Source organism: Legionella feeleii (genome assembly GCF_001467625.1).
In the GTDB taxonomy this organism is placed as follows: Bacteria; Pseudomonadota; Gammaproteobacteria; order Legionellales; family Legionellaceae; genus Tatlockia; species Tatlockia feeleii.
Genome location: NZ_LNYB01000085.1, coordinates 596,489 through 617,572 on the forward strand (window position 1 = coordinate 596,489; position 21,084 = coordinate 617,572).

A 21,084-nucleotide genomic window follows, 5' to 3' on the forward strand; every position below is an offset into this window, starting at 1 on the left:
TGTTGAGTTACGAGCATCGCACAGTTTACATGGTAGTAAATAAGCAGCGAAACGCAGAAAAGCAACACTTTTCGGCCAAGGTAGTAGACATGTCAACAGCCCCTGGATGAAAATAAAAAAACTGATAATATCAGTCTCAATTAACAGCAACCAAAACTATTCTATACGCTTTTTTGCGGAGACCAAACATGGATCAGGTTTTTGATGTGGTAATCATCGGCGGTGGTATTAATGGTTGTGGTATTGCCGCAGACGCAGCGATGCGCGGCTTGTCTGTCATCCTATTGGAACAGGGAGATCTCGCTTCAAAAACATCGTCCAGTAGTTCTAAATTAATCCATGGAGGCCTAAGATATCTTGAGTATTATGATTTTGCCTTGGTTAAGAAAGCCTTACATGAGCGGCAACTTCTATTGAGCCTGGCTCCCCATCTCGTTTATTCTCTTCCTTTTGTTTTACCTTATCAACAAGGTATGCGTCCCTCCTGGTTACTACGCACGGGCTTATTTCTATATGATAATCTTGAGCGTAAAAATAAATTGCCCCACAGCAAACTGATACGTCGAAACAACCACTCACCTTATTTTTCACCGTTAGCTAACTATTTTGTCAAAGGCTTTTTATTTTATGACTGTGCGACCGATGATGCTCGTCTGACAATTGCTAATGCATTACAAGCCAAAGAATACGGTGCCTCTATTCAAACAAGGGTAGCAGTGACCAATGCCACTGTGCAAAATAATCTATGGCAATTAACTGCTAAAAAAAACTCAGGTAAAGAAGAGAGAATCTCGGCCAAAGTACTTGTTAATGCGACTGGTCCCTGGGTGGAATCGTTCAATAAATTATCAGGTATTCCCAGTAAATTTAAGATGTCTCTTGTCAAAGGCAGCCATATAGTTGTTCATAAACTCTACGAAGGAAATCATGCCTATCTCCTTCAAAATGATGACAAACGCATTATCTTTATCGTTCCCTATCATGGTTACACGATGATAGGAACCACAGATGTTGCTTTTAAAGGTTCTTTAGAAGAAGTCTGCATTTCTACAGAAGAAGTTAATTATTTATGCAATCTTGTTAACAACTATTTTAAATGTCGAGTGCAGCGAAAGGACATTATTAACAGCTGGAGCGGCGTTAGACCGTTACTGGCAGCATCAGGAGAAGAGCTTAAAGCATTAAGTCGCGACTATACTTATGATTGCACAACATCACCTGCTCCAGCCCTCACGGTTTATGGCGGAAAAATTACAACTTACCGACAATTGGCGTTGGAAGCCGTTAATAGTTTACAAGAGTTTTTCCCCGCATTGGGGAAATCACGTACAGAATCTATACCCTTGCCAGGTTCTATCTATGAGAATTGGAGTTATAAAAAATATACCACTTATGCACGCGAAAAATATTATTGGCTGGCCGAATCAATCATAGAGCGCTACCTGACTAGTTACGGCACCCGCACCGAATTAGTGCTATCAGGATGTAAAGACATGAGTGATCTGGGCCTTCATTTTGGCAATGATTTATACCAGATTGAAGTTGATTATTTGCAAAAAGAGGAATGGGCTTGTGATAGCGACGACATCCTATGGCGCCGCACCAAGCTAGGCTTGAATTTTGAGCTAGAACAAAAACAAGCCTTGGAAGATTATTGTCAGCAACGACTTGGCCTTAATAACTAAATTTCACCTTTGTCTATTTTGGCTCGAATTTCGCTAACATCTACACTGACAGCCTGCTGTACCAGTTCTTTAAGTGTTGACTCAGGCATACTGCCTGCCTCTGAGTAAATAGCAATACCTTGCTTGAAAACCATTAGATGAGGGATTGATCGTATTTGAAAAATTTCAGCCAGCTCGGTTTCTTCCTCAATATTGACCTTGACAAATTTAATAGTCTTATATTGTTCAGCAACTTTCTCGTAAACTAGAGCGAAGTGTTTGCAAGGTGCACACCATTCCGCCCAAAAATCAATAAAAACTATCTCATTATTCGCAAGCAAACCTTCAAATTGGTCTGTCTTTAGAGTGTTGACTGACATGGCATCTCCCTGGCATTAATACAGGATAAAATGGCTGAAAAAATACTATCCATGCTGCCAACACCTTGCACACGATGAAACTGTGGTGCCAGACTATCATTTGTTTTCGCCCACTGCAGATAATAATTGATGAGAGGTTCTGTTTGTTGATGGTAAACAGTGAGACGCTGCTTAATCGTCTCTTCTTTATCATCATCCCGCTGAATCAATGGTTCTCCGGTAATATCATCAACATTATCTTTTTTAGGCGGTTGAAATTTGACGTGATAAACGCGACCAGAAGCTACATGTACGCGTCTACCACTTATACGATTGATGATTTCATCGTCAGGCACTGCTATTTCAATAACATGATCAAGCTTAATCTTCGCATTCTTTAGGGCATCAGCCTGCGGAATAGTACGGGGGAAACCATCGAATAGAAATCCAGCCCGGCAATCATCTTGTTGTAAGCGCTCTTTTACCAAATCAATAATAATTTCATCAGAAACCAATTTTCCAGAGTCCATTACCTTTTTAGCACTTTTCCCCAACTCTGTCCCAGCAGCAATTGCCGAACGAAGCATATCACCAGTAGAAATTTGTGGTATTTTAAAATAGTTAATTAACTTAAGTGCCTGCGTTCCCTTTCCTGCACCCGGACCACCTAATAACATTAAACGCATTAATCAGCTCCTATTCGAATTAAGCGATCATCCTACCTTTTCAAAACTTGGATGTCATTACTAATCTTAACTACTTGTTCTTACCAATATTTTATAGCACCTAATCTTAGGTCCCCTACCTATACCAAGGTTTGGAATTTAACGAAGCTTTGCATTGGCTTAATTGCGCTTGATATAAATATGAACGCGCTTTAACTTTGCGTGCGACCTGAATCAGCCAAGGTTTCTTCAAATAAGTTCTATATTGATAACCACCTATCCCTTCATGATAAGCGAGATATAAGCGATACGCGTCATTTCTGGGTATTCCAGCCCGGCGATTAGCTTGATTAGCATACCAACCAATAAAATCAACTGCATCGGCAAAAACATCTCGTGAAGCGAGATACCTACCCCCATCCCCGGCTCTTTTATATAACCGCCAAGTAGAATGCAGTGCCTGAGAATAGCCATAAGCTGTGGATGGCCTTTTCCAGGGGATAATCCAAAGCAATTTTGTCCGTGGTGGTTTTGCGTTAGCATCAAACTTGGATTCCTGATGAATAATTGCCATTTGTACTGAAATAGGGATTCGCCATCGGCGCTCAACATCCTGAGCATCCGAATACCATCTGGGGTATTGCTTAAAAATATGGCAAATATTATTAACATCTCGTGGCGGTGGGCTAGCGCAGGATAGCAGTAACAATGAAAAAGCAATAAGCGTTAGCAGTTTTAAATTCATTTTCTTATTTAGTATGGGCTAGGATGAATGAGCGTATTAGTAGCAAAAAAGCAGATAAAATTAAACATTTTTATTTAAACTGACAATTTTTTTGCAATCTCGTCTGTCAATTTGACAATATAAAAACCAGCCTCTCCTTTCGTTGTCATTTCCAAATTGGCTCAGCTATGCTAGTTTTAAGCTAAAAGTATGAACCTCTTTATTTTACTGAGCACTTTTCATCATGAGCATTCTGGTATTTGACATAGAAACCATTCCTGATATTAAAGCAGGACAAAAATTATATGAATTAGAAGGATTATCTGATGAGGATACAGCCTCAGCCCTCTTTACTTTACGTCGCTGTAAAACTGGCAACGATTTTTTACCACACTATCTCCAAAAGATAGTTGCCATTTCTTTAGTACTTAATCAAGGTTCTCAGCTTAAGGTCTGGTCTTTAGGTGATGAGCAATCGGATGAAAAAGAGTTGATTCACCGTTTTTTTGCGGGTATTGAGAAATACACACCGACGCTGATTAGTTGGAATGGCGGCGGTTTTGACTTACCCGTGCTCCATTACCGTGCCTTATTACACGGTATTTCCGCGCCAATTTATTGGGAAACTGGTGAAAATCAACAAAATTTTCGCTGGAATAACTATCTGAATCGCTTTCACTACCGTCATCTGGATCTAATGGATGTGCTAGCCGCTTATCAGAATAAAGCGTTTGCGCCGCTGGATGAAATAGCTAGTATGCTTGGCTTTCCTGGTAAAATGGGCATGAGCGGAGCAAGGGTATGGGAACAATACCTTGCCGGAAATTTAAAGAATATCCGTGATTATTGTGAAACCGATGTATTAAATACTTACTGTGTTTATCTCCGCTTTGAATTGATGCGAGGCACACATAATCAGGAAACCTATACCAAGGCTATAGACAACCTGCGTACTTACTTACAAAGTGAAAAAGAAAAACCTCATTTACAGGAGTTTTTAGAAAGAATGAATTGATTAGTAACCCGTAAAAGCCCACAATGCCTGATCAAACCCTAATCTAGGTTTGTTTTTTGCTAATCAATTTTTTAAGCAAGATAGCATCTTCATAACCATTTTCGTCTTGATAATAAGCTTCTTTAATCGCGTCTTTACGAAAACCAAATTTCTCGTATAAGGCAAGCGCAGCAACGTTACTGGGACGCACTTCAAGAATAACGGTATCGAAGTTAGTATTTACCAAAGAAGAAAGTACTGCTCTCAATAGCGAGCGTCCATAGCCCTTTCTCTGAGCAGAGACAGCTACACATAGGTTGAGAATATGGCAAACGTTAAAGCTATAACGACAGATTACATAGCCTTCTATACGCTTTTTGGACTCTATCACTCGACAATCATAACCAACTAGCACACAGTCACTTAAAATATCCCTGCTCCATGGAGCTCGGTGTGACATCACCTCAATCTCATACACTCTATCAATGTCATTCTGCTGCATTGGACGTATTTTAGGTCTCATAGTAGTCCTAAAGATTAGATTGTATTTATGGGCTATTGAATTCCACTATCCTGGCGATTCTGCCTTGATTTTCTGCGCTTCACTACTCAGATACTAGCGTGTATGCTCCGCGCAAAGCAATTAGCCATAGTCTAAGTAATCAACTCAGACTATGGCATCCTGGAACAAATTACTTTTTCTTTTTCTTAGGTAAATAAAGATCAGTAATTGTTCCCTCAAAAATTTCTGCAGACAAGGCAATTGACTCAGAAAGAGTCGGATGAGGATGAATAGTTAAAGCGATATCTTCGACATCGCAACCCATTTCAATTGCTAAAGAAGTTTCAGCAATTAAGTCACCCGCATTTACCCCTACAATTCCAGCTCCCAGAATACGATCTGTTTCGGGACAGAATAACAACTTGGTCATTCCTTCCTCACGGCCCATACTCAAAGCACGTCCGCTGGCAACCCAGGGGAAAACTGCTTTTTCGTAGTTTATTCCTTTCTCCTTAGCTTCTTTTTCGGTCAATCCAGTCCAGGCAACCTCTGGATCAGTGTAGGCGACACTAGCAATGCATTTGGGATCAAAATAATGTTTCATACCGCCAATCACTTCAGCTGCAACACGCCCTTCCGGGATTGCCTTATGAGCTAACATGGGTTGCCCTACCACATCTCCAATTGCAAAAATGTGAGGAACATTCGTTCGCATTTGTTTATCAACTTTAATAAAGCCACGTTCATCAACTTTCACACCGGCTTTTTCAGCATCAATAGTACCACCATTTGGCTTTCTTCCTACCGATACCAGGACTTGCTGGAAGCACAAAGGTTTCTCAGTAGCGTGCTCTCCATCCATAGAAACATAAATACCATCTTTTTTAGCTTCCATTGCGGTAACTTTCGTTTTAAGCAGGATTTTAACGCCTTTCTTCGCCATGCGCTTGTGCAAAACATTAACCAAATCAATGTCAGCTCCAGGCATCAATTGATCCATAAACTCAACAACTGTCACTTCAACACCCAAAGCTGAATAAACAGTAGCCATTTCCAGGCCTATAATACCGCCACCCAAGACAAGTAAACTACCTTTAATGTCGGCTAATTCCAAAGCACCTGTTGAACTGAAAATACGTGGATCCTCAGGAATGAAAGGTAAATTGACCGACTCACTACCTACAGCGATAATAGCATTTTCAAATTCAACCGTAGTAGTATCGTTCCCCCCTTGTACAGTAACCTGGTGGGTACCTGAAAATTTCGCAACACCAGTTACTACCTCTACCTTACGTTGTTTGGCTAATACTTTCAGGCCACCTGTTAATTTGCCAACAACGGAATTTTTCCAAGCAACAATCTTTTTGCTATCCAGCTTGGGTTTACCAAAACTGACTCCCTGATCTGCCATTTCATGGCTTTCATCAATGACTTTAGCAATATGAAGCAAGGCTTTTGAAGGAATACAACCAACATTCAAACAAACACCACCCAAGCTATCGAAACGCTCAACCAATACAACTTTTTTGCCTAGATCGGCAGCACGAAATGCCGCTGTATACCCTCCAGGACCACTACCTAATACCACTACATCAGCTTTAATATTTGCAGTCATTTCACGCCTCATACTTTTCTAAAATCTATTCTCTATATTTATTTTTAGGGGTTACTACAATAAAATCCGTCGAATATCGCTCAGTGAGTCAGCAATAAATCGAGTAAAACGCGCAGCCTCTGCTCCATCAATAACCCGGTGATCATAAGATAATGATAAAGGTAACATCAACCGCGGTTTGAATTCTCCTCTGTCGTAAATAGGTTTCATGCTAGAGCGGGAAAGTCCTAGAATCGCCACCTCAGGACTATTCACAATCGGTGTAAAAGCCGTACCACCTATCCCTCCCAAACTTGAAATCGTGAAACAACCACCACTCATATCTGCAGGCATCAACCCTTTATCTCGCGCTTTTGCACTTAAACGTGCCATTTCTGCAGCAATGTCGCTGACAGTCAGTTGATCAACATCTTTTATAACTGGAACTACCAAACCATTCGGAGTTTCAACTGCAATCCCAATATGACAATAACGCTTATAAATTAAATTCTCACCACTCGCATCCAGTGATGCATTAAATTGCGGGTATACTGCTAGTGCTTTACTCACTACCTTAGTCACAAAAGCAAGCATCGTTAACTTGAAACCACTTTGCTTTGCATTTTCTGCTTCTGCTTTCCTAAATGCCTCAAGCTCAGTAATATCAGCTTCGTCGAATTGCGTAACATGAGGGATAGTAACCCATGAGCGATGAACATTAATTCCGGTCAGGCGCTTAATCTTGTTCAAAGGCTTAATTTCAACTTCACCAAATTTGGAAAAATCAATCGCAGGCGCACTAGGAAATGCAAAACTGCCAGAAGATGGCTTTTCGCTCAACCGCGCTTTTACATAGGCTTGAACATCTTCCTTCATAACTCTCGATTTTCGCCCACTACCCTTAATTTCATTAAGATTTACTCCTAACTCCCTGGCTAGGCGGCGAACGGATGGCCCCGCAGAAACAACTGCGCCAGCCCTTTCAGTATCCACTAAAACAGGAGCTATCACAGGCTTTTCAGAACTAACTGCAGCAGGTTGTGCCACTATTTTTTCTGGAACAGGTTCCCCTCGCTGGCCTGATGATTGTGCGTTTTCACCGTTTATCTGCTCTACATTTAACGCAAGAATCAAAGTACCTTGTGATACTTTATCCCCTACTTTTACTGCAATACTTTCAATAACTCCTGCTGTAGGCGAAGGAATATCCATCGTTGCCTTATCACCTTCCAGGGTAATAAGTGATTGATCCTTGGTAACCGATTGACCCGGTTTCACCATGATTTCAATAACATCAACATCTGTTGCACCACCAATATCAGGTATATTAACTTCCTGACGGTGCAAGGCAGTTTGCGATTTTAGGCTTGCCTCTTCCGCTTTGGGGATTATTTCTTCTTTTTCTGAGGCTGTTGACGGAGAGGCCATAGAAGATTTTTCCTCAGTTTTCAGCTGTTCTCCAATCAAAGTCAAAATGACATCCCCCTCAGAAACCTTATCACCAACCTTAATCTGCAATTGGCTAATTTTACCGGCCTGGGGTGAAGGAATCTCCATACTCGCCTTATCAGATTCCAAAGTAATTAATGGTGTATCTACGCTTATTTCATCCCCTGGTTTAACCATTACTTCAATGACATCAACACCTGTTGCGCCACCAATATCAGGGACCTTAATCTTAATCTCATCTGCCATAGTTATCCTCAGCAAACAGGTAAACTGAAATTTATTTGACCAAATTTAATGTTACGAGAACATCCTTTAAAACTGGGCATCTATTTACCCCGGATAGCCCTTCTATATTAATTCCACCCCACTGAACAGTGTAGAATTGTCGGGGCTATGCCGAGAAGAATTGAGGGGACCCCTAGTGAGTCACTGGATCCTCTTTTTCACTATTAATACCATACCGTTTCATTGCATCAACAATTGTTGATTTAGGCATTTCTCCCTGCTGCACTAAAGCATCTAAAGCTGCTAGAACAACAAATTTAGCATCCACTTCAAAGAAGTGGCGTAAACGATCACGCGTATCACTCCGCCCATATCCATCAGTACCCAGTACTATATAAGGTGCTGCAATGTAGGGTCTTATCTGATCAGCATATAAGCGCATATAATCTGTCGCGGCAATTACAGGACCTTTACGGTCAGCTAATTGTTGGCTGACATAACTCTGCTGCGGTTTAGCATTGGGATGCATGCGATTATGCCGTTCTGCAGACAGGCCATCTCGTCTTAATTCATTGAAGCTCGTGACAGACCAAATATCCGCAGTCACTGCAAAATCATCATGAAGCATTTGTGCTGCTTTAATAACTTCCCGCAGAATAGTTCCACTACCCAGCAGTTGCACATGCTTTTTGCTCTTTTTCCCACTCTCCTGTAGCAAATACATGCCTTTGAGAATCCCTTCTTCAACGCCTGCTGGCATTTCAGGGTGAGTATAATTTTCATTCATTACGGTAATGTAGTAGAACACATTCTCCTGTTTCTCATACATCCGATATAAACCATCACGAATGATGACAGCTAACTCATAAGCATAAGTTGGATCATAAGCAACACAATTTGGAATAGTTGACGCCATAAGATGACTATGACCATCCTGATGTTGCAAACCTTCTCCAGCCAATGTCGTACGTCCAGCGGTTCCTCCCAAAAGAAATCCACGTGCCTGCATATCGCCTGCTGCCCAAGCCAAATCACCAATGCGCTGAAAACCAAACATTGAGTAATAAATATAGAAGGGTATCATCGCTAGTTTGTTGGTACTGTATGATGTTGCTGCAGCGATCCATGAACAGAAGGCTCCCGCTTCATTAATGCCCTCCTCCAGGATCTGACCATCTTTTGCTTCACGGTAGTACATCACCTGCTCATGATCCACAGGAGTATAAAGTTGTCCAACTGGAGAATAAATACCGATTTGACGGAACAAACCCTCCATACCGAAAGTCCGACACTCATCTGGAACAATGGGCACAATACGCGCACTCAATTCTTTATCCTTCAATAAAACCGATAGAATGCGTACAAAGGCCATCGTAGTTGAAATTTCGCGTTCACCCGTACTAGCGGTAATCGCAGAAAAAGCTGATAACGCAGGAATTTTTAGCGGCTCAACATCTGTGGTACGTGCAGGTAAATAACCTCCGAGGGCTTCACGCTGTTTGCGTAAATACTTAATTTCCGGACTATCCTCGGCAGGACGATAAAATGGTATTTCGGCAATTTTCTCATCACTGATAGGAATACTAAAACGATCTCTGAAAGCTCTTAGCTGTTCAATAGTCATTTTCTTTTGCTGATGGGTAATGTTTTGACCTTCACCAGCAGCCCCCATACCATAACCTTTGATGGTTTTAGCCAATATTACTGTTGGAGTTCCCTTATGCTTGACTGCTTGTGCATAGGCGGCAAATACTTTCTGTGGATCATGGCCACCACGGTTTAAACGCCAGATTTCATCATCAGACATATTGGCTACCAGTTTTTTCAGCTCTGGATATTGGCCAAAAAAATGTTCACGGACATAAGCACCATCATTTGCTTTATAGCTTTGATAATCACCATCAACGCATTCTTCCATGCGTTTTTGCATAATACCAGTATCATCCCGTGCAAAAAGCGGATCCCAACGTCCACCCCAGATCACTTTAATAACATTCCAGCCAGCGCCACGGAATAAACCTTCCAATTCTTGAATAATTTTGCCGTTACCACGGACAGGGCCATCTAAACGCTGTAAGTTACAATTCACCACAAAAATCAAATTGTCCAGTTTTTCACGGGCCGCAATAGATAAAGCACCAACAGATTCTGGCTCATCCATTTCACCATCGCCCAGGAATGCCCAAACTTTACGTCCTTCTGCATGCATCAACCCCCGATTTTCCAGGTATTTTAGAAAACGTGCCTGGTAAATAGCTTGCAATGGACCTAGGCCCATGGATACTGTAGGGAATTGCCAGAAATCCCCCATCAACCACGGATGTGGGTAAGAAGACAACCCATCGACTTCAACTTCCTGACGGAATTTATCTAATTGTTGTTCTGATAAACGACCTTCCAAAAAAGCACGGGCATAAATTCCTGGTGAAGAATGTCCCTGTATATAAAGTAAATCACCACCTTTCACCTTATCCGGACCTTTGAAAAAATAATTAAATCCAGTTTCATATAGGGTCGAGGAAGAAGCGTAAGAAGCAATATGTCCTCCGAGCTCTGCGGCATATTTACCTGCTCGCACAACCATTGCAACTGCATTCCAGCGAATAAGAGCATTAATTCGCTTACCGATGCCTTCGTCAGGTGGCATTGGCTGTTCTTCATGCGGTTTAATAGTATTACGATAAGGAGTATTAATAGAGCTCTTCAGCTTCACTCCCTCGGCATTTGCTCTATTCATCAGCTCCTGGAGCAGAAAAGCAGCCCGTTCGTTACCATCATTGGCAAATACTGCTTGCAAGGCGTCCAGCCATTCACGCGTCTCAATTGGATCTATATCATTACTGTTTTCATATGACATGAATGTGTTCCTCGTCAATCTTTAAGCTTTTAGCAACACGCTGGTGTAACCTGTAAACGTTTATGAATTACGCCACCGCAAGCCTGCATACAAACCTGATAATCTGCACGGCAGTTACAGGTCGTTTTGCGGCATTGTAGTGGATCACGGAAGGAATTCAACTCAAGAGCAAGCATTTCACCTTTTACATAGCGCTCATGTTGATAACGATAATAACTCTTCGCGGTCTTTTCTTTCGCATATGCATTACATTGCTGGCAATTATTACGACAGGTCTTGTTACATGCTACCACTCTACTTTCACAATTTTTCTGGCAAGTGGCAAAACCGCACTTTGCCAACCCACACTGTACTTGTGGAGTAAGGGTTTGGTGCGTACAAGCAGTCAAAAATAAAAAAACACAACCCCATACAGCCCGAACAATAAAATTTATCATAGCTAGCCATCTCAATTTATGAAAATCATTAGACTTCTTTAAAACTCTACTGCATTGAAGCATTTCTTCGGCGATACGGTGCTTGAATTCATGTGCTGTGTACACTCTGCTTCTACGCGCGCCGTTTCTCTTCTCACTGCAGCGAGTTTAGAAAAAAGTCTATTATCTTCACGCTGTTACAACCACGCTCCCAAGGTGAAAACGGCAACAAAGACCAAAAAGACAATTAGTGCATGCTCTACCAAACTTTCTGCATATGGAAGCTGTACAGATTCATTTTCACTGTTATGAGCAGCAAGTAATCCCCCTTGACTTAAGAGAGAATCATTATTTTCCGGCGCAGCAAAAAACATTTGGATATAAAAACGAAATCCGCGCTGAAAATTACCTACTAATAAATAGAGTAGTACCGTAATTCTTGCCGGTATCCAATCAAACAGATTAGTTAGCCATTGAGCCAGTTTCGCTGTTTTCTCCTGCCCTTTACACAATGATACCAAACGATAAACAAGAATGGCTAAGGGGCCGGCAACAATATACCAAAAAACAACCCCAAACAATTCATTGTTGGCTTTAACGAAATAATTTCCCGCTACAGCCTCCTCATCCCCTTCATTTTCCTGCCGTACTGGATAAAAAGGATTCTCAGGGCCTAAACAATAATAAAAAATAGCTAAGTTAAGCAATAATCCAATAAATCCGTAGAATAGATGACCAAAAATAAAGAGTACCAACCAGCAAATAAAGAGTATAGGCAACAGGATAGCCATAACAAGTAATCCTGGATGAGCCATGCCCCCCTCTTTTGGGAACCGTCGACTAAGGGCATTATAATATGAGGAAAACCAATAAAACCGATTATGTGATAGTGAATGCACTAGAAAACGTTCACTCAGCAAACAAAGGACAATGATCAGTAATTTCATTTTTAATCCTTACGCATTTTATCAGATAGGGCAATTGGTGTTGGGTATTTTAACACTACTAAATAGGACGAAACGATAAATGTCAAAATAGTTGTGGCTTGTATCAAATTCGATGCAACTTCAGAAATCAGCTTTGTGCTTAAGGCAATACTGGCAACTAAAAGAGAAAACTCACTTGCCTGCCCTAATCGCAAACCTACTTCTCTAGCCACTGTTTTTTTCTCTCCCGCTTTCACAAGCAATAAATTAAATAAAAGCGGCTTAACCAGCAACATTAAAAACGACAAAATACAGGCTGGTATAACAACCTGGGCAGCAAAACCAAAATTAAACGTTGCACCAATTGAAAAGAAAAACATGACGAGGAAAAAATCACGTAAGGGTTTCAAGCTTTCGGCAATATATAAAGAAATGGGGCTTGAAGCCAAAGCAACACCAGCTACAAACGCACCAATATCTTCGGACAGGCCTACTCGCTGCGCCAGAAATGACATACCCAGGCACCAGCCAATGGATAAAAGAAAAACGTACTCTTGCGTTCTGTCAAAACGCGCTAACAGTTTCACTAAAACATAACGCTCCACTGCAAACGCAAGTAGAGTTAGTGCTGGTAGCGCAACCCCCACCAAAATCAGATCATCTACAGAAAATCCTGCACCCTGCTGTGCACCATTAATAAGGATTAATACGATGATTGCAATAACGTCCTGCATCAGGAGTACGCTTATCATGACTTCACCAGTGTGCTGATGATGTAAAATCGTGGTTGGCAATAATTTGAGGCCAATAATAGTACTGGAGAACATCATTGCAGCACCCAAAATCCATGACTCAGTCACACTTAATCCAAACCAACGGCCAATCAAATAAGCAATAATAGCAAATAACACTGAACTGATAACGGCAATCCAGGTTATTTTTCTTAACATATGGACTAGGTTTTGAGGCTGTAGATGTAAGCCCAATAGAAAAAGTAGAAATACGATACCTATATCCCCGACCTGCTGCACGACGCTAACGTCTGAGACCAGTTTGAATCCCCACGGGCCTAAAACCGCACCCAAGAGAATATAGGCAACAAGCAATGACTGCTTGGTATACAGCACCAGAGTTGAAAAAATTGCTGCACCCGCAAAAATCAAAAAGATGGTATAAAAAACTTCACCAGTTTGCATAGACTTATTGCCCCATAAGTAAATAATTCAAACAATTAAGACATAAACCAACCAAAATTCTCAATGTTCGTGGCATATACCATAAAAAATGATATGTAGGATAACACATATCAAGGCAGACCCAATCAATTTACGCATAACATCTCTGATTTATTAAATAATATCTCAAATCTGGAAACAAAGTGGCTTTAAATTAATCATTGACGCATTTTAACCATTTGCCAATCCGACAGATAGATAATGTTGCCCTCCCACTTCTTTGTAGCTTTTACTATTACTTAAATAAAATCCTATCTTTCCCATAGGCTTATATAGCGTTTTGTTTTACAATCACTTCCCTTTGACTCTAAAAACCTATAATTTTTATGCTGGTTATTGCATACAGAATAGACAATTAGTAGTCAAGCTGGTAAGCTTTTTATTTTGTCGCTAAAAAATATTACCTAGTATAAATTCCAGTCATTAACAGGCTAATAATATCAGGAGTAATAAAGTCGATGGATTATAGCAGCACACAACCTGCCACGCCGAATCATTCTACCCTAAAATCGCTGATGCCTTGGATTGTTTGGGGTTTAAGCTGTATTTTCTATTTCTATGAATGCTTATTGCAGGTATCTCCCAGCGTAATGAGTTCAGAACTCATGCGGGATTTTGCAGTGACTAGCCAGACTTTAGGTATCTTATCGGGTGTGTATTTTTACTCTTACGCCGCGATGCAGCTACCAGGCGGGGTTTTAATGGATTATTTTGGCCCGCAGCGATTACTCACTATCGCAACAACCATTTGTGCAATCAGTACGATTGCCTTCGGTTTGACCGATAACTTTTTTATGGCTTGTATCGCACGCTTGATGATAGGTTTTGGTTCCGCTTTTGCTGCAGTGGGTTCAATGAAACTGGCCGCTAACTGGTTTCCCCCACAACGTTTTGCACTTTTGACTGGAATGATGGTAACAATTGGTATGTTGGGTGCTATTGGTGGGGAAGCACCGCTCGCTTTATTAATCGATACTTATGGTTGGCGCCAAAGTATGATTATTATGGGTATAGTGGGTCTTTTTCTCGCTTTGCTCATCCTTCTGATTGCCAAAGATTCACCCCACAATTTGCCTCACCCAACAACGCATCATGACACTGAAGAAGAACCCTTGTGGCCAAGCTTGTTGACAATCGTGAAAAATCGCCAATTATGGTTGGTTGCAGCCTATGGTGGTCTGATGTACATGGCCACGCCAGTATTTTGTGGATTGTGGGGCGTCCCCTTTTTAATGTTTAAGCTGAATCTGGCAAAAGCAACGGCCGCCAATTATATCTCTTTAGTATTTATTGGTTGGGCTATAGCAAGCCCGCTATGGGGGATTTACTCCAACCGCATTGGGTTACGTAAACCACCCATGTACATAGGAAGTATTGGTGCCTTGGCAACCTGTTTGTTTTTTATCTACGCTCCTGTGCAAGCAGGCTGGCCCGTACAATTATCACTTTTCCTCTTTGGTGTTTTCTCAGCAGGCTTTTTACCCGCCTTTGCTGTGGCAAAAGAGCTATGTAGCAAACGTTATGTTGCTACAGGCCTCAGTTTCATGAACATGATGAATATGGTTGGTATTGCACTAGCTCAACCTATTATCGGCTTTATTCTTGACCAATTGTGGCAAGGTAAAATTGTTGATAAGGTTCGCGTTTACCCCCTGGAGGCTTATCATATCGCGCTAGCCTTGTTACCGATTGGTATTTTGGTTTCTTTACTCATTTTACCGCGCATTAAGGAAACGCACTGTCAAAGTGTCCAGGGATAAGATTTAGATTGTTTTAAAGTAGAGCATTATGGCAAAAAAACTTTTTATTAAAACAAATGGCTGCCAGATGAATGAATACGATTCATCTAAAATGGCTGAGGTTTTGCTGCAATCACATGGCTTGGAGAAAACCGAGTCTGTTGAAGAAGCTGATGTTATTCTCTTAAATACTTGTTCCATTCGTGAAAAGGCACAAGAGAAGGTATTTTCTCAACTAGGCCAATGGCGTGAATTTAAACAGAAAAATCCCCATGTAGTGATTGGTGTTGGCGGTTGTGTTGCCAGCCAGGAAGGTGCAGATATTATCAAGCGCGCCCCCTATGTGGATTTAGTTTTTGGCCCACAAACGCTTCATCGCCTGCCGACTTTGCTTAATGAGCGTTTAAGCAGCAAAAAACCGGTGGTCGATATTAGTTTTCCGGAAATTGAAAAATTTGACCATTTACCTGCCCCGCGCGCCGAAGGACCTGTTGCCTTTGTGTCAATTATGGAAGGGTGCAGCAAATACTGTAGCTATTGCGTAGTTCCTTATACACGTGGGGAAGAAATTAGCCGTCCTTTTGATGATGTTTTGGCCGAATGCTACCATTTGGCAACTCAAGGTGTACGCGAGATTAATCTTTTAGGACAAAATGTTAATGATTATCGCGGCCCCATGAATAACGGTGAAATTGCCGATTTAGCCTTGTTAATCCATTATCTGGCAGCTATTGATGGCATAGGCCGTATCCGCTTTACAACGTCTCATCCTTTGGCTTTTTCTGATAATTTGATTAATGCCTATGCGGAAGTTCCGGAACTGGCTAACCATCTCCATTTACCTATACAAAGCGGCTCAGATAAGATTCTTTCAATGATGAAGCGCGGTTATACAGCAATGGAATTCAAATCAAAGATTCGTAAATTGCGCAAAATAAGACCTGATATTCGTCTATCGACTGACATCATTGTTGGGTTCCCCGGCGAAACAGACAAAGATTTTCAAGATACGATGGATCTGGTTCATGAAATTGGTTTTGATACTTCATTTAGCTTTATCTTTAGTCCACGCCCAGGAACACCAGCCGCTAATTTAGCTGACGAAACACCTATGGAGGTAAAAAAGCAGCGTTTACAAATCCTGCAAAACCGTCTTCTTATTCAAGCATCACGTTATAGCCAAGCGCTGGTAGGAAATACACAACGCATTCTAGTTACTGGTACTTCCAAAAAAGACTCACAGCAATTGGCAGGCCGAACAGAGTGCAATCGTGTTGTAAATTTTGATGGTCCTCACGAATTGATAGGGCAGTTTGTCAATGTTCACATTAGTGAGGCATTGCCTAATTCACTTCGTGGCAGACTGGTACAAGGCGAGTAACACATTAATTATTATGTCTGATTCGATTAGTGAACAGCTTACTATCCCGCGCGAATACCATGGGCAACGCCTCGATGTGGTACTCGCGCAGCTTTTTCCCACTTATTCACGCTCCCAACTGAGCACCTGGCTTAAAGAAGGGGCTATCACCTTAAATCAACGTCAGTGCAAACCTAAAGACAAAGTATTTGGTGGCGAACAAATTAATCTATCGATTGCTTTTGAAACCCAGACAGACAGTAACCTCTATCAGCCAGAAGCTATTCCACTAGCTATTATTTATGAAGATGAGCAATTATTGGTAATCAATAAACCGGCCGGATTAGTCGTCCATCCGGGGGCCGGTAACCGCGAACATACCTTGGTGAATGCTCTCTTGTATCATGCCCCTGCTCTACAGCATTTATCCAGGGCAGGTATAGTTCATCGACTGGATAAAGATACAACAGGATTATTAGTTGTCGCTAAAACACTGACAGCGCATACCCATCTCGTCCGGCAAATGCAAGCACGCGAAATCCAACGTCGTTATATCACCCTCGTACAAGGCCATTTAATTTCGGGGGGTGAAATTGCTACCTTTTACGGTCGCCATCCCAGAAATCGTTTAAAGATGGCGGTCTGTGCACAAGGTAGAGAAGCGATTACACTTTATTCGATCCGCAAGCATTATCAAGATTTTACTTTACTCGATGTACAGTTAATGACGGGGCGTACCCATCAAATCCGCGTTCATATGGCTCATCTTAATCACCCCGTTGCAGGTGATCAACTTTATGGAGGCAGGATGCGTTTCCCCGCACAAGCATCAACAGAGTTAAGACAACTTTTATGTCAATTTCAACGGCAAGCCTTACATGCCTCCATGTTGTCATTTTTTCACCCCGAGAGTGAGGAACAATTGACATTTGAAGCCCCTTTACCTGATGATTTTCAAACGCTTCTTAATTTTTTGGATGACTATTTTGGCTAATCTTTATGCTAATTGGCCGGCACCGGCGAATGTATCAGCCCTCACTACAATGCGGACTCCTGGATTCAGCAAAGCACCCTTTGATGCGAACAACCTGGGTTTTCATGTCGGAGATGACGAACACTCTGTTTCTTCTAATCGACAAGCACTAAAAGCAAATTTGGAGTTACCTAACGAGCCGGAATGGTTAGAGCAGGTTCATAGCAATCTGTGCGTGTTAGTTGAAGAAGAAAAAAATCGTACTGCAGATGCAGCCATTACCCGTAGTCCACACCATACACTGGCAATCATGACTGCCGATTGCCTGCCTATTCTCCTCTGTAATCAAGAAGGGACGGAAATTGCAGCTATCCATGCCGGCTGGCGAGGTTTAGTCAATGGCATCGTTGAAAATACCGTTACTAAAATGCTTAGTGAACCAACACAGTTACTTGCCTGGATTGGGCCTGGCATCTGTCAGTCTTGTTATGAGGTCGGCGATGAGGTTTTACAAGCTTACCAAGATCGCTATTCGTTTGCGACAAACTCGTTTCTTCAGAATGAGAAGAAAAAATGGCAGGTCAATTTGCCCCATTTGGCGGAGCAGATCCTGTATAATGTCGGTGTATTTGCTGTTTATCAGTCAAAAAAATGCACATTTGAGCAAAAAAATGAGTTCTATTCCTATCGCCGCGAGCCACAAACGGGTAGAATGGCTACACTCATTTGGTTTAACGCAACAAATCAGGATAATAGAATATGAGTAATAAAATTCGTATGCTAGTAAAAGCCCTGCTTTTATCTATGCTTGCTTTTACCGCATCGGCTGAAGAAGCTAAAACAATGGCTAGCCTTGCCCCCGTATTGAAAAATGCAATGCCGGCTATTGTCAACGTTGCTGTACAAGGTGTTATTCAAATTAATCCCGCAGCATCTGACGAGGAAGGTGGAGATGAGCCTCAGGATAGACAGCTAGTCCCGGAAAAGCCACGCAAATTCCAGAGCATTGGCTCCGGTGTTGTTGTTGACCCTAAGCACGGTGTCATTATTACCAATGATCACGTCATTCGAAATGCTACATTAATTACAGTTACCTTACATGACGGCCGACGTTTAAAAGCGAAGTTGATTGGTGGTGACAGTGACACAGATATTGCGGTTTTAAAAGTCGAAGCCAAAAACCTTAAAAGTTTGCCAATCGGTGATTCAGACAAAGCAGAAGTTGGAGATTTTGTTGTCGCTATCGGTAACCCTTTTGGTTTGAACAGTTTTGGCAATAGTCAAACAGCGACCTTTGGTATTATCAGTGCCACCAAACGCAGTGATCTGAATATTGAAGGTGTAGAAAACTTTATTCAGACTGATGCAGCAATTAACCCTGGAAACTCTGGTGGTGCATTAGTCAATGCTAAAGGAGAGTTAATCGGTATTAATACTGCCATTATTTCTCCTTATGGCGGCAATGTGGGTATCGGTTTTGCTATTCCTATCAATATGGCAAAAGATGTCGCTCAACAATTAATTCGATATGGTTCAATTCACCGTGGACTGATGGGTATTTTCGTACAACATCTTACTCCTGAACTGGCTCAGGCAATGGGTTACCCAGAAGACTTCCAAGGTGCCATTGTTTCACAGGTTAATGAGAACTCGCCTGCTGAAAAGGCCGGTTTAAAGCCTGGTGATATCATTATCAAAATTAATGATACCAATATAACCCAGGCTACTCAGGTAAAAACAACTATTGGACTGCTGCGTGTGGGCAGTGAAGCCAGAATAACGGTAAAACGCGACGGTAAGGAAATGACTTTAAGCGCCGTTGTCACCGACATTAAAAAGCACGAACAAAAGTTACAAGCCAGTAATCCATTCCTTTATGGCCTTGCTCTTAAGAATTTTGAACAAGATTCTCCTTTGCACGGGCATGTAACTGGTATACAAGTGGTTGGAGCATCTGAAAACAGTGCGGGATGGCGAGCAGGCTTAAGACCAGGTGACATCATCATTGCCGCCAATAAACAGCCAACTACCAATGTTAGAGCGTTACAAACTATAGCCCAGCAAAAGAAACAACAACTGCTTGTTCAAGTATTACGCGGCCCAGGCGCGCTCTACGTGTTGATTATTTAGCCTTTTCCAACGAAGGTTGGGTGCAAACTCAACCTTCACTCCCCTGCAATCAACCTCCCATTTTAGTGCATGATAGCTAACAATCCAGTTTGCGCCATAATAGCGACTGTATAGCGACAAATCTCGTCATCAATAATTACTTTGTTCGATGGCCTGTAATGCTTTCACCAGTAATATAAGTCCCTATTTGCAGAGGTCAGGTATTTACCATTAGCCAAATTAAGATAGCGTTGATAATAAGGACTACTTATCTTCCCCTGCTGTCACATTTTTAATCTAGGATACTGCTTGGCCACACCTATGACAAAACTGAGAATACAAAAGGCCGAAACAGACCCCGATCATCGACAAGGGCATCATCATAGAAAGGTGTCGTATAGTCTTTAGCTAAAGGAGATACACCCCATCTTAATATTTTTTGTAAATCTTGTGATAAACTCAAAAGTATGATGGCAACAGGATGAGCCTGATGAAAGCAATTCGCTACCTGACTGTGCTGATTGTCTTGCTGAGTATGCCCCTGTATGGGACTCCATTAAAAATTGCGGTTTCAATTTATGATCCACCCTTTGTTCTTCAGGAAGCCCAAGGACATTTTCATGGTTTTGATATTGCGATGATGCAATATGTTTGCAAGGAGTTAAAGCGCCCTTGCCAGTTTGTGCCTATTTTGGACAGACACTTGCTAGAAGCCGTAGAAAATGGGGAGGCTAATGTGGCAGCCAGCTCCATTCTTATTTCGGTTTCTCGCGCTAATAAGGTCAATTTTTCATCACCCTATCTAGCCAGTAAAGTACGTTTTGTTTCTCTAAGAAAAGTTGGGCAACAATCGAGTGAAATAACTACCTTCTCCAGGAAAAGAATTGGTATGGCGGACAAGGCACTCGCAGAACAGATTGAGCAGCTTGGAACATTGAATGCAAAAATCATTTTGTTTAAGCAACATGACACGCTGGTCCAGGCACTGTTGCGAAAAAAAATAGACTTCGCATTGATGCCTCATCATATTGCGGAACATTGGCATCTTCACTCAGCGGGATTAATCCAATTTGTTGGTGAGCCCTTGTATTTAGGTTTGGGGGTTGCAGTTGCCGTTAATCGGAAGGATGTTAAATTATTGAGTGATATCAATATCGCATTGTTACACTATCAGGCCAGCAATGAGTTCAAAAAAGATTTCGAAACTTATTTACTGACCTATTAAGACAACCTGCCGCAATTAAAGTTGATAGCATTAGAGCTGGTTTAATTCTAGAACAACCAGCTCATTCT

General features: G+C 41.6%; 18 protein-coding genes. 8 read left to right on the forward strand and 10 right to left on the reverse strand.

Features of this window, described 5'->3' with window-relative positions:
• The first annotated feature begins 188 nt into the window (after window positions 1-188).
• The gene (glpD, locus tag Lfee_RS15020; RefSeq protein ID WP_058447789.1) at window positions 189-1,685 is read left to right on the forward strand and encodes a glycerol-3-phosphate dehydrogenase; all 1,497 of its coding nucleotides are present in this window, start codon (window positions 189-191) and stop codon (window positions 1,683-1,685) included.
• On the opposite strand, the gene trxA is transcribed toward glpD, so the two are convergent.
• The 3 genes from trxA to Lfee_RS15035 form a co-directional block, all read right to left on the reverse strand.
• Window positions 1,682-2,044, reverse strand: coding sequence for a thioredoxin (trxA, locus tag Lfee_RS15025; protein ID WP_058447790.1), 363 nt, complete (start codon window positions 2,042-2,044; stop codon window positions 1,682-1,684). The genes glpD and trxA overlap by 4 nt on opposite strands.
• Window positions 2,026-2,709 carry an adenylate kinase gene (adk, locus tag Lfee_RS15030; RefSeq protein WP_058447791.1) on the reverse strand — a complete coding sequence of 228 codons (684 nt, stop codon included), beginning with the start codon at window positions 2,707-2,709 and terminating at the stop codon, window positions 2,026-2,028. The genes trxA and adk overlap by 19 nt, the downstream gene beginning before the upstream one ends.
• A 115-nt stretch (window positions 2,710-2,824) precedes the next feature.
• Window positions 2,825-3,433, reverse strand: coding sequence for a transglycosylase SLT domain-containing protein (locus Lfee_RS15035; protein WP_058447792.1), 609 nt, complete (start codon window positions 3,431-3,433; stop codon window positions 2,825-2,827).
• 223 nt (window positions 3,434-3,656) lie between these two features.
• Here Lfee_RS15035 and Lfee_RS15040 point away from each other — a divergent pair, with 223 nt between their 5' ends.
• The gene (locus tag Lfee_RS15040) at window positions 3,657-4,427 is read left to right on the forward strand and encodes a 3'-5' exonuclease (protein ID WP_058447793.1); all 771 of its coding nucleotides are present in this window, start codon (window positions 3,657-3,659) and stop codon (window positions 4,425-4,427) included.
• A 43-nt stretch (window positions 4,428-4,470) separates the two neighbouring features.
• Here the strand turns inward: Lfee_RS15040 and rimI are convergent, their stop codons facing one another.
• From rimI to Lfee_RS15075, 7 genes are all read right to left on the reverse strand, one after another.
• The gene (gene rimI, locus Lfee_RS15045; protein ID WP_058447794.1) at window positions 4,471-4,929 is read right to left on the reverse strand and encodes a ribosomal protein S18-alanine N-acetyltransferase; all 459 of its coding nucleotides are present in this window, start codon (window positions 4,927-4,929) and stop codon (window positions 4,471-4,473) included.
• Window positions 4,930-5,098: 169 nt separating this feature from the next.
• A complete protein-coding gene (gene lpdA / locus Lfee_RS15050; protein ID WP_058447795.1) occupies window positions 5,099-6,523 on the reverse strand; it encodes a dihydrolipoyl dehydrogenase in 1,425 nt (474 codons plus the stop codon).
• A gap of 54 nt (window positions 6,524-6,577) precedes the next feature.
• Window positions 6,578-8,197: a dihydrolipoyllysine-residue acetyltransferase gene (gene aceF / locus Lfee_RS15055; RefSeq protein ID WP_058447796.1), complete on the reverse strand. Its 1,620-nt coding sequence runs from the start codon at window positions 8,195-8,197 to the stop codon at window positions 6,578-6,580.
• A gap of 172 nt (window positions 8,198-8,369) precedes the next feature.
• Window positions 8,370-11,033: a pyruvate dehydrogenase (acetyl-transferring), homodimeric type gene (gene aceE / locus Lfee_RS15060; protein WP_058447797.1), complete on the reverse strand. Its 2,664-nt coding sequence runs from the start codon at window positions 11,031-11,033 to the stop codon at window positions 8,370-8,372.
• Window positions 11,034-11,062: 29 nt separating this feature from the next.
• The gene (locus tag Lfee_RS15065; RefSeq protein WP_058447798.1) at window positions 11,063-11,470 is read right to left on the reverse strand and encodes a hypothetical protein; all 408 of its coding nucleotides are present in this window, start codon (window positions 11,468-11,470) and stop codon (window positions 11,063-11,065) included.
• Window positions 11,471-11,646: 176 nt separating this feature from the next.
• Window positions 11,647-12,396: a CobD/CbiB family protein gene (locus Lfee_RS15070; protein ID WP_058447799.1), complete on the reverse strand. Its 750-nt coding sequence runs from the start codon at window positions 12,394-12,396 to the stop codon at window positions 11,647-11,649.
• 2 nt (window positions 12,397-12,398) lie between these two features.
• The gene (locus Lfee_RS15075) at window positions 12,399-13,571 is read right to left on the reverse strand and encodes a cation:proton antiporter (protein ID WP_058447800.1); all 1,173 of its coding nucleotides are present in this window, start codon (window positions 13,569-13,571) and stop codon (window positions 12,399-12,401) included.
• Window positions 13,572-14,068: 497 nt separating this feature from the next.
• Between Lfee_RS15075 and Lfee_RS15080 the strand changes: the two genes are divergently transcribed.
• The 6 genes from Lfee_RS15080 (at window position 14,069) to Lfee_RS15105 (ending at window position 21,016) form a co-directional block, all read left to right on the forward strand.
• Window positions 14,069-15,370 (forward strand): MFS transporter, encoded by a 1,302-nt coding sequence (locus tag Lfee_RS15080; RefSeq protein WP_058447801.1) that lies wholly within the window; start codon window positions 14,069-14,071, stop codon window positions 15,368-15,370.
• Between the two features lie 28 nt (window positions 15,371-15,398).
• Window positions 15,399-16,730, forward strand: a complete 1,332-nt coding sequence (gene miaB / locus Lfee_RS15085) for a tRNA (N6-isopentenyl adenosine(37)-C2)-methylthiotransferase MiaB (RefSeq protein WP_058447802.1) — start codon at window positions 15,399-15,401, stop codon at window positions 16,728-16,730.
• 13 nt (window positions 16,731-16,743) lie between these two features.
• Entirely contained in the window at window positions 16,744-17,703 is a 960-nt protein-coding gene (gene rluD, locus Lfee_RS15090; protein ID WP_058447803.1) for a 23S rRNA pseudouridine(1911/1915/1917) synthase RluD, read from the forward strand.
• The gene (gene pgeF, locus Lfee_RS15095; RefSeq protein WP_058448053.1) at window positions 17,696-18,445 is read left to right on the forward strand and encodes a peptidoglycan editing factor PgeF; all 750 of its coding nucleotides are present in this window, start codon (window positions 17,696-17,698) and stop codon (window positions 18,443-18,445) included. Before rluD ends, pgeF begins: the two co-directional genes overlap by 8 nt.
• Window positions 18,446-18,486: 41 nt before the next feature.
• Window positions 18,487-19,812, forward strand: coding sequence for a Do family serine endopeptidase (locus Lfee_RS15100; RefSeq protein WP_370446989.1), 1,326 nt, complete (start codon window positions 18,487-18,489; stop codon window positions 19,810-19,812).
• A 469-nt stretch (window positions 19,813-20,281) separates the two neighbouring features.
• On the forward strand, window positions 20,282-21,016 hold the full coding sequence (locus Lfee_RS15105; protein ID WP_058447805.1) for a transporter substrate-binding domain-containing protein: 735 nt from the start codon (window positions 20,282-20,284) through the stop codon (window positions 21,014-21,016).
• Window positions 21,017-21,084 lie beyond the last annotated feature (68 nt).

Excerpts from the sequence above, each read along its gene's own strand:
- rimI (WP_058447794.1), bottom strand. The coding sequence starts at position 4,929 with ATGAGACCTAAAATACGTCCAATGCAGCAGAATGACATTGATAGAGTG.
- Lfee_RS15100 (WP_370446989.1), top strand. The coding sequence starts at position 18,487 with ATGCTTGCTTTTACCGCATCGGCTGAAGAAGCTAAAACAATGGCTAGC.
- Lfee_RS15070 (WP_058447799.1), bottom strand. The coding sequence starts at position 12,396 with ATGAAATTACTGATCATTGTCCTTTGTTTGCTGAGTGAACGTTTTCTA.
- adk (WP_058447791.1), bottom strand. The coding sequence starts at position 2,709 with ATGCGTTTAATGTTATTAGGTGGTCCGGGTGCAGGAAAGGGAACGCAG.
- lpdA (WP_058447795.1), bottom strand. The coding sequence starts at position 6,523 with ATGACTGCAAATATTAAAGCTGATGTAGTGGTATTAGGTAGTGGTCCT.
- Lfee_RS15080 (WP_058447801.1), top strand. The coding sequence starts at position 14,069 with ATGGATTATAGCAGCACACAACCTGCCACGCCGAATCATTCTACCCTA.
- Lfee_RS15105 (WP_058447805.1), top strand. The coding sequence starts at position 20,282 with ATGAAAGCAATTCGCTACCTGACTGTGCTGATTGTCTTGCTGAGTATG.
- Lfee_RS15035 (WP_058447792.1), bottom strand. The coding sequence starts at position 3,433 with ATGAATTTAAAACTGCTAACGCTTATTGCTTTTTCATTGTTACTGCTA.
- Lfee_RS15065 (WP_058447798.1), bottom strand. The coding sequence starts at position 11,470 with ATGATAAATTTTATTGTTCGGGCTGTATGGGGTTGTGTTTTTTTATTT.
- glpD (WP_058447789.1), top strand. The coding sequence starts at position 189 with ATGGATCAGGTTTTTGATGTGGTAATCATCGGCGGTGGTATTAATGGT.
- trxA (WP_058447790.1), bottom strand. The coding sequence starts at position 2,044 with ATGTCAGTCAACACTCTAAAGACAGACCAATTTGAAGGTTTGCTTGCG.
- Lfee_RS15040 (WP_058447793.1), top strand. The coding sequence starts at position 3,657 with ATGAGCATTCTGGTATTTGACATAGAAACCATTCCTGATATTAAAGCA.
- miaB (WP_058447802.1), top strand. The coding sequence starts at position 15,399 with ATGGCAAAAAAACTTTTTATTAAAACAAATGGCTGCCAGATGAATGAA.
- Lfee_RS15075 (WP_058447800.1), bottom strand. The coding sequence starts at position 13,571 with ATGCAAACTGGTGAAGTTTTTTATACCATCTTTTTGATTTTTGCGGGT.
- aceF (WP_058447796.1), bottom strand. The coding sequence starts at position 8,197 with ATGGCAGATGAGATTAAGATTAAGGTCCCTGATATTGGTGGCGCAACA.
- rluD (WP_058447803.1), top strand. The coding sequence starts at position 16,744 with ATGTCTGATTCGATTAGTGAACAGCTTACTATCCCGCGCGAATACCAT.
- aceE (WP_058447797.1), bottom strand. The coding sequence starts at position 11,033 with ATGTCATATGAAAACAGTAATGATATAGATCCAATTGAGACGCGTGAA.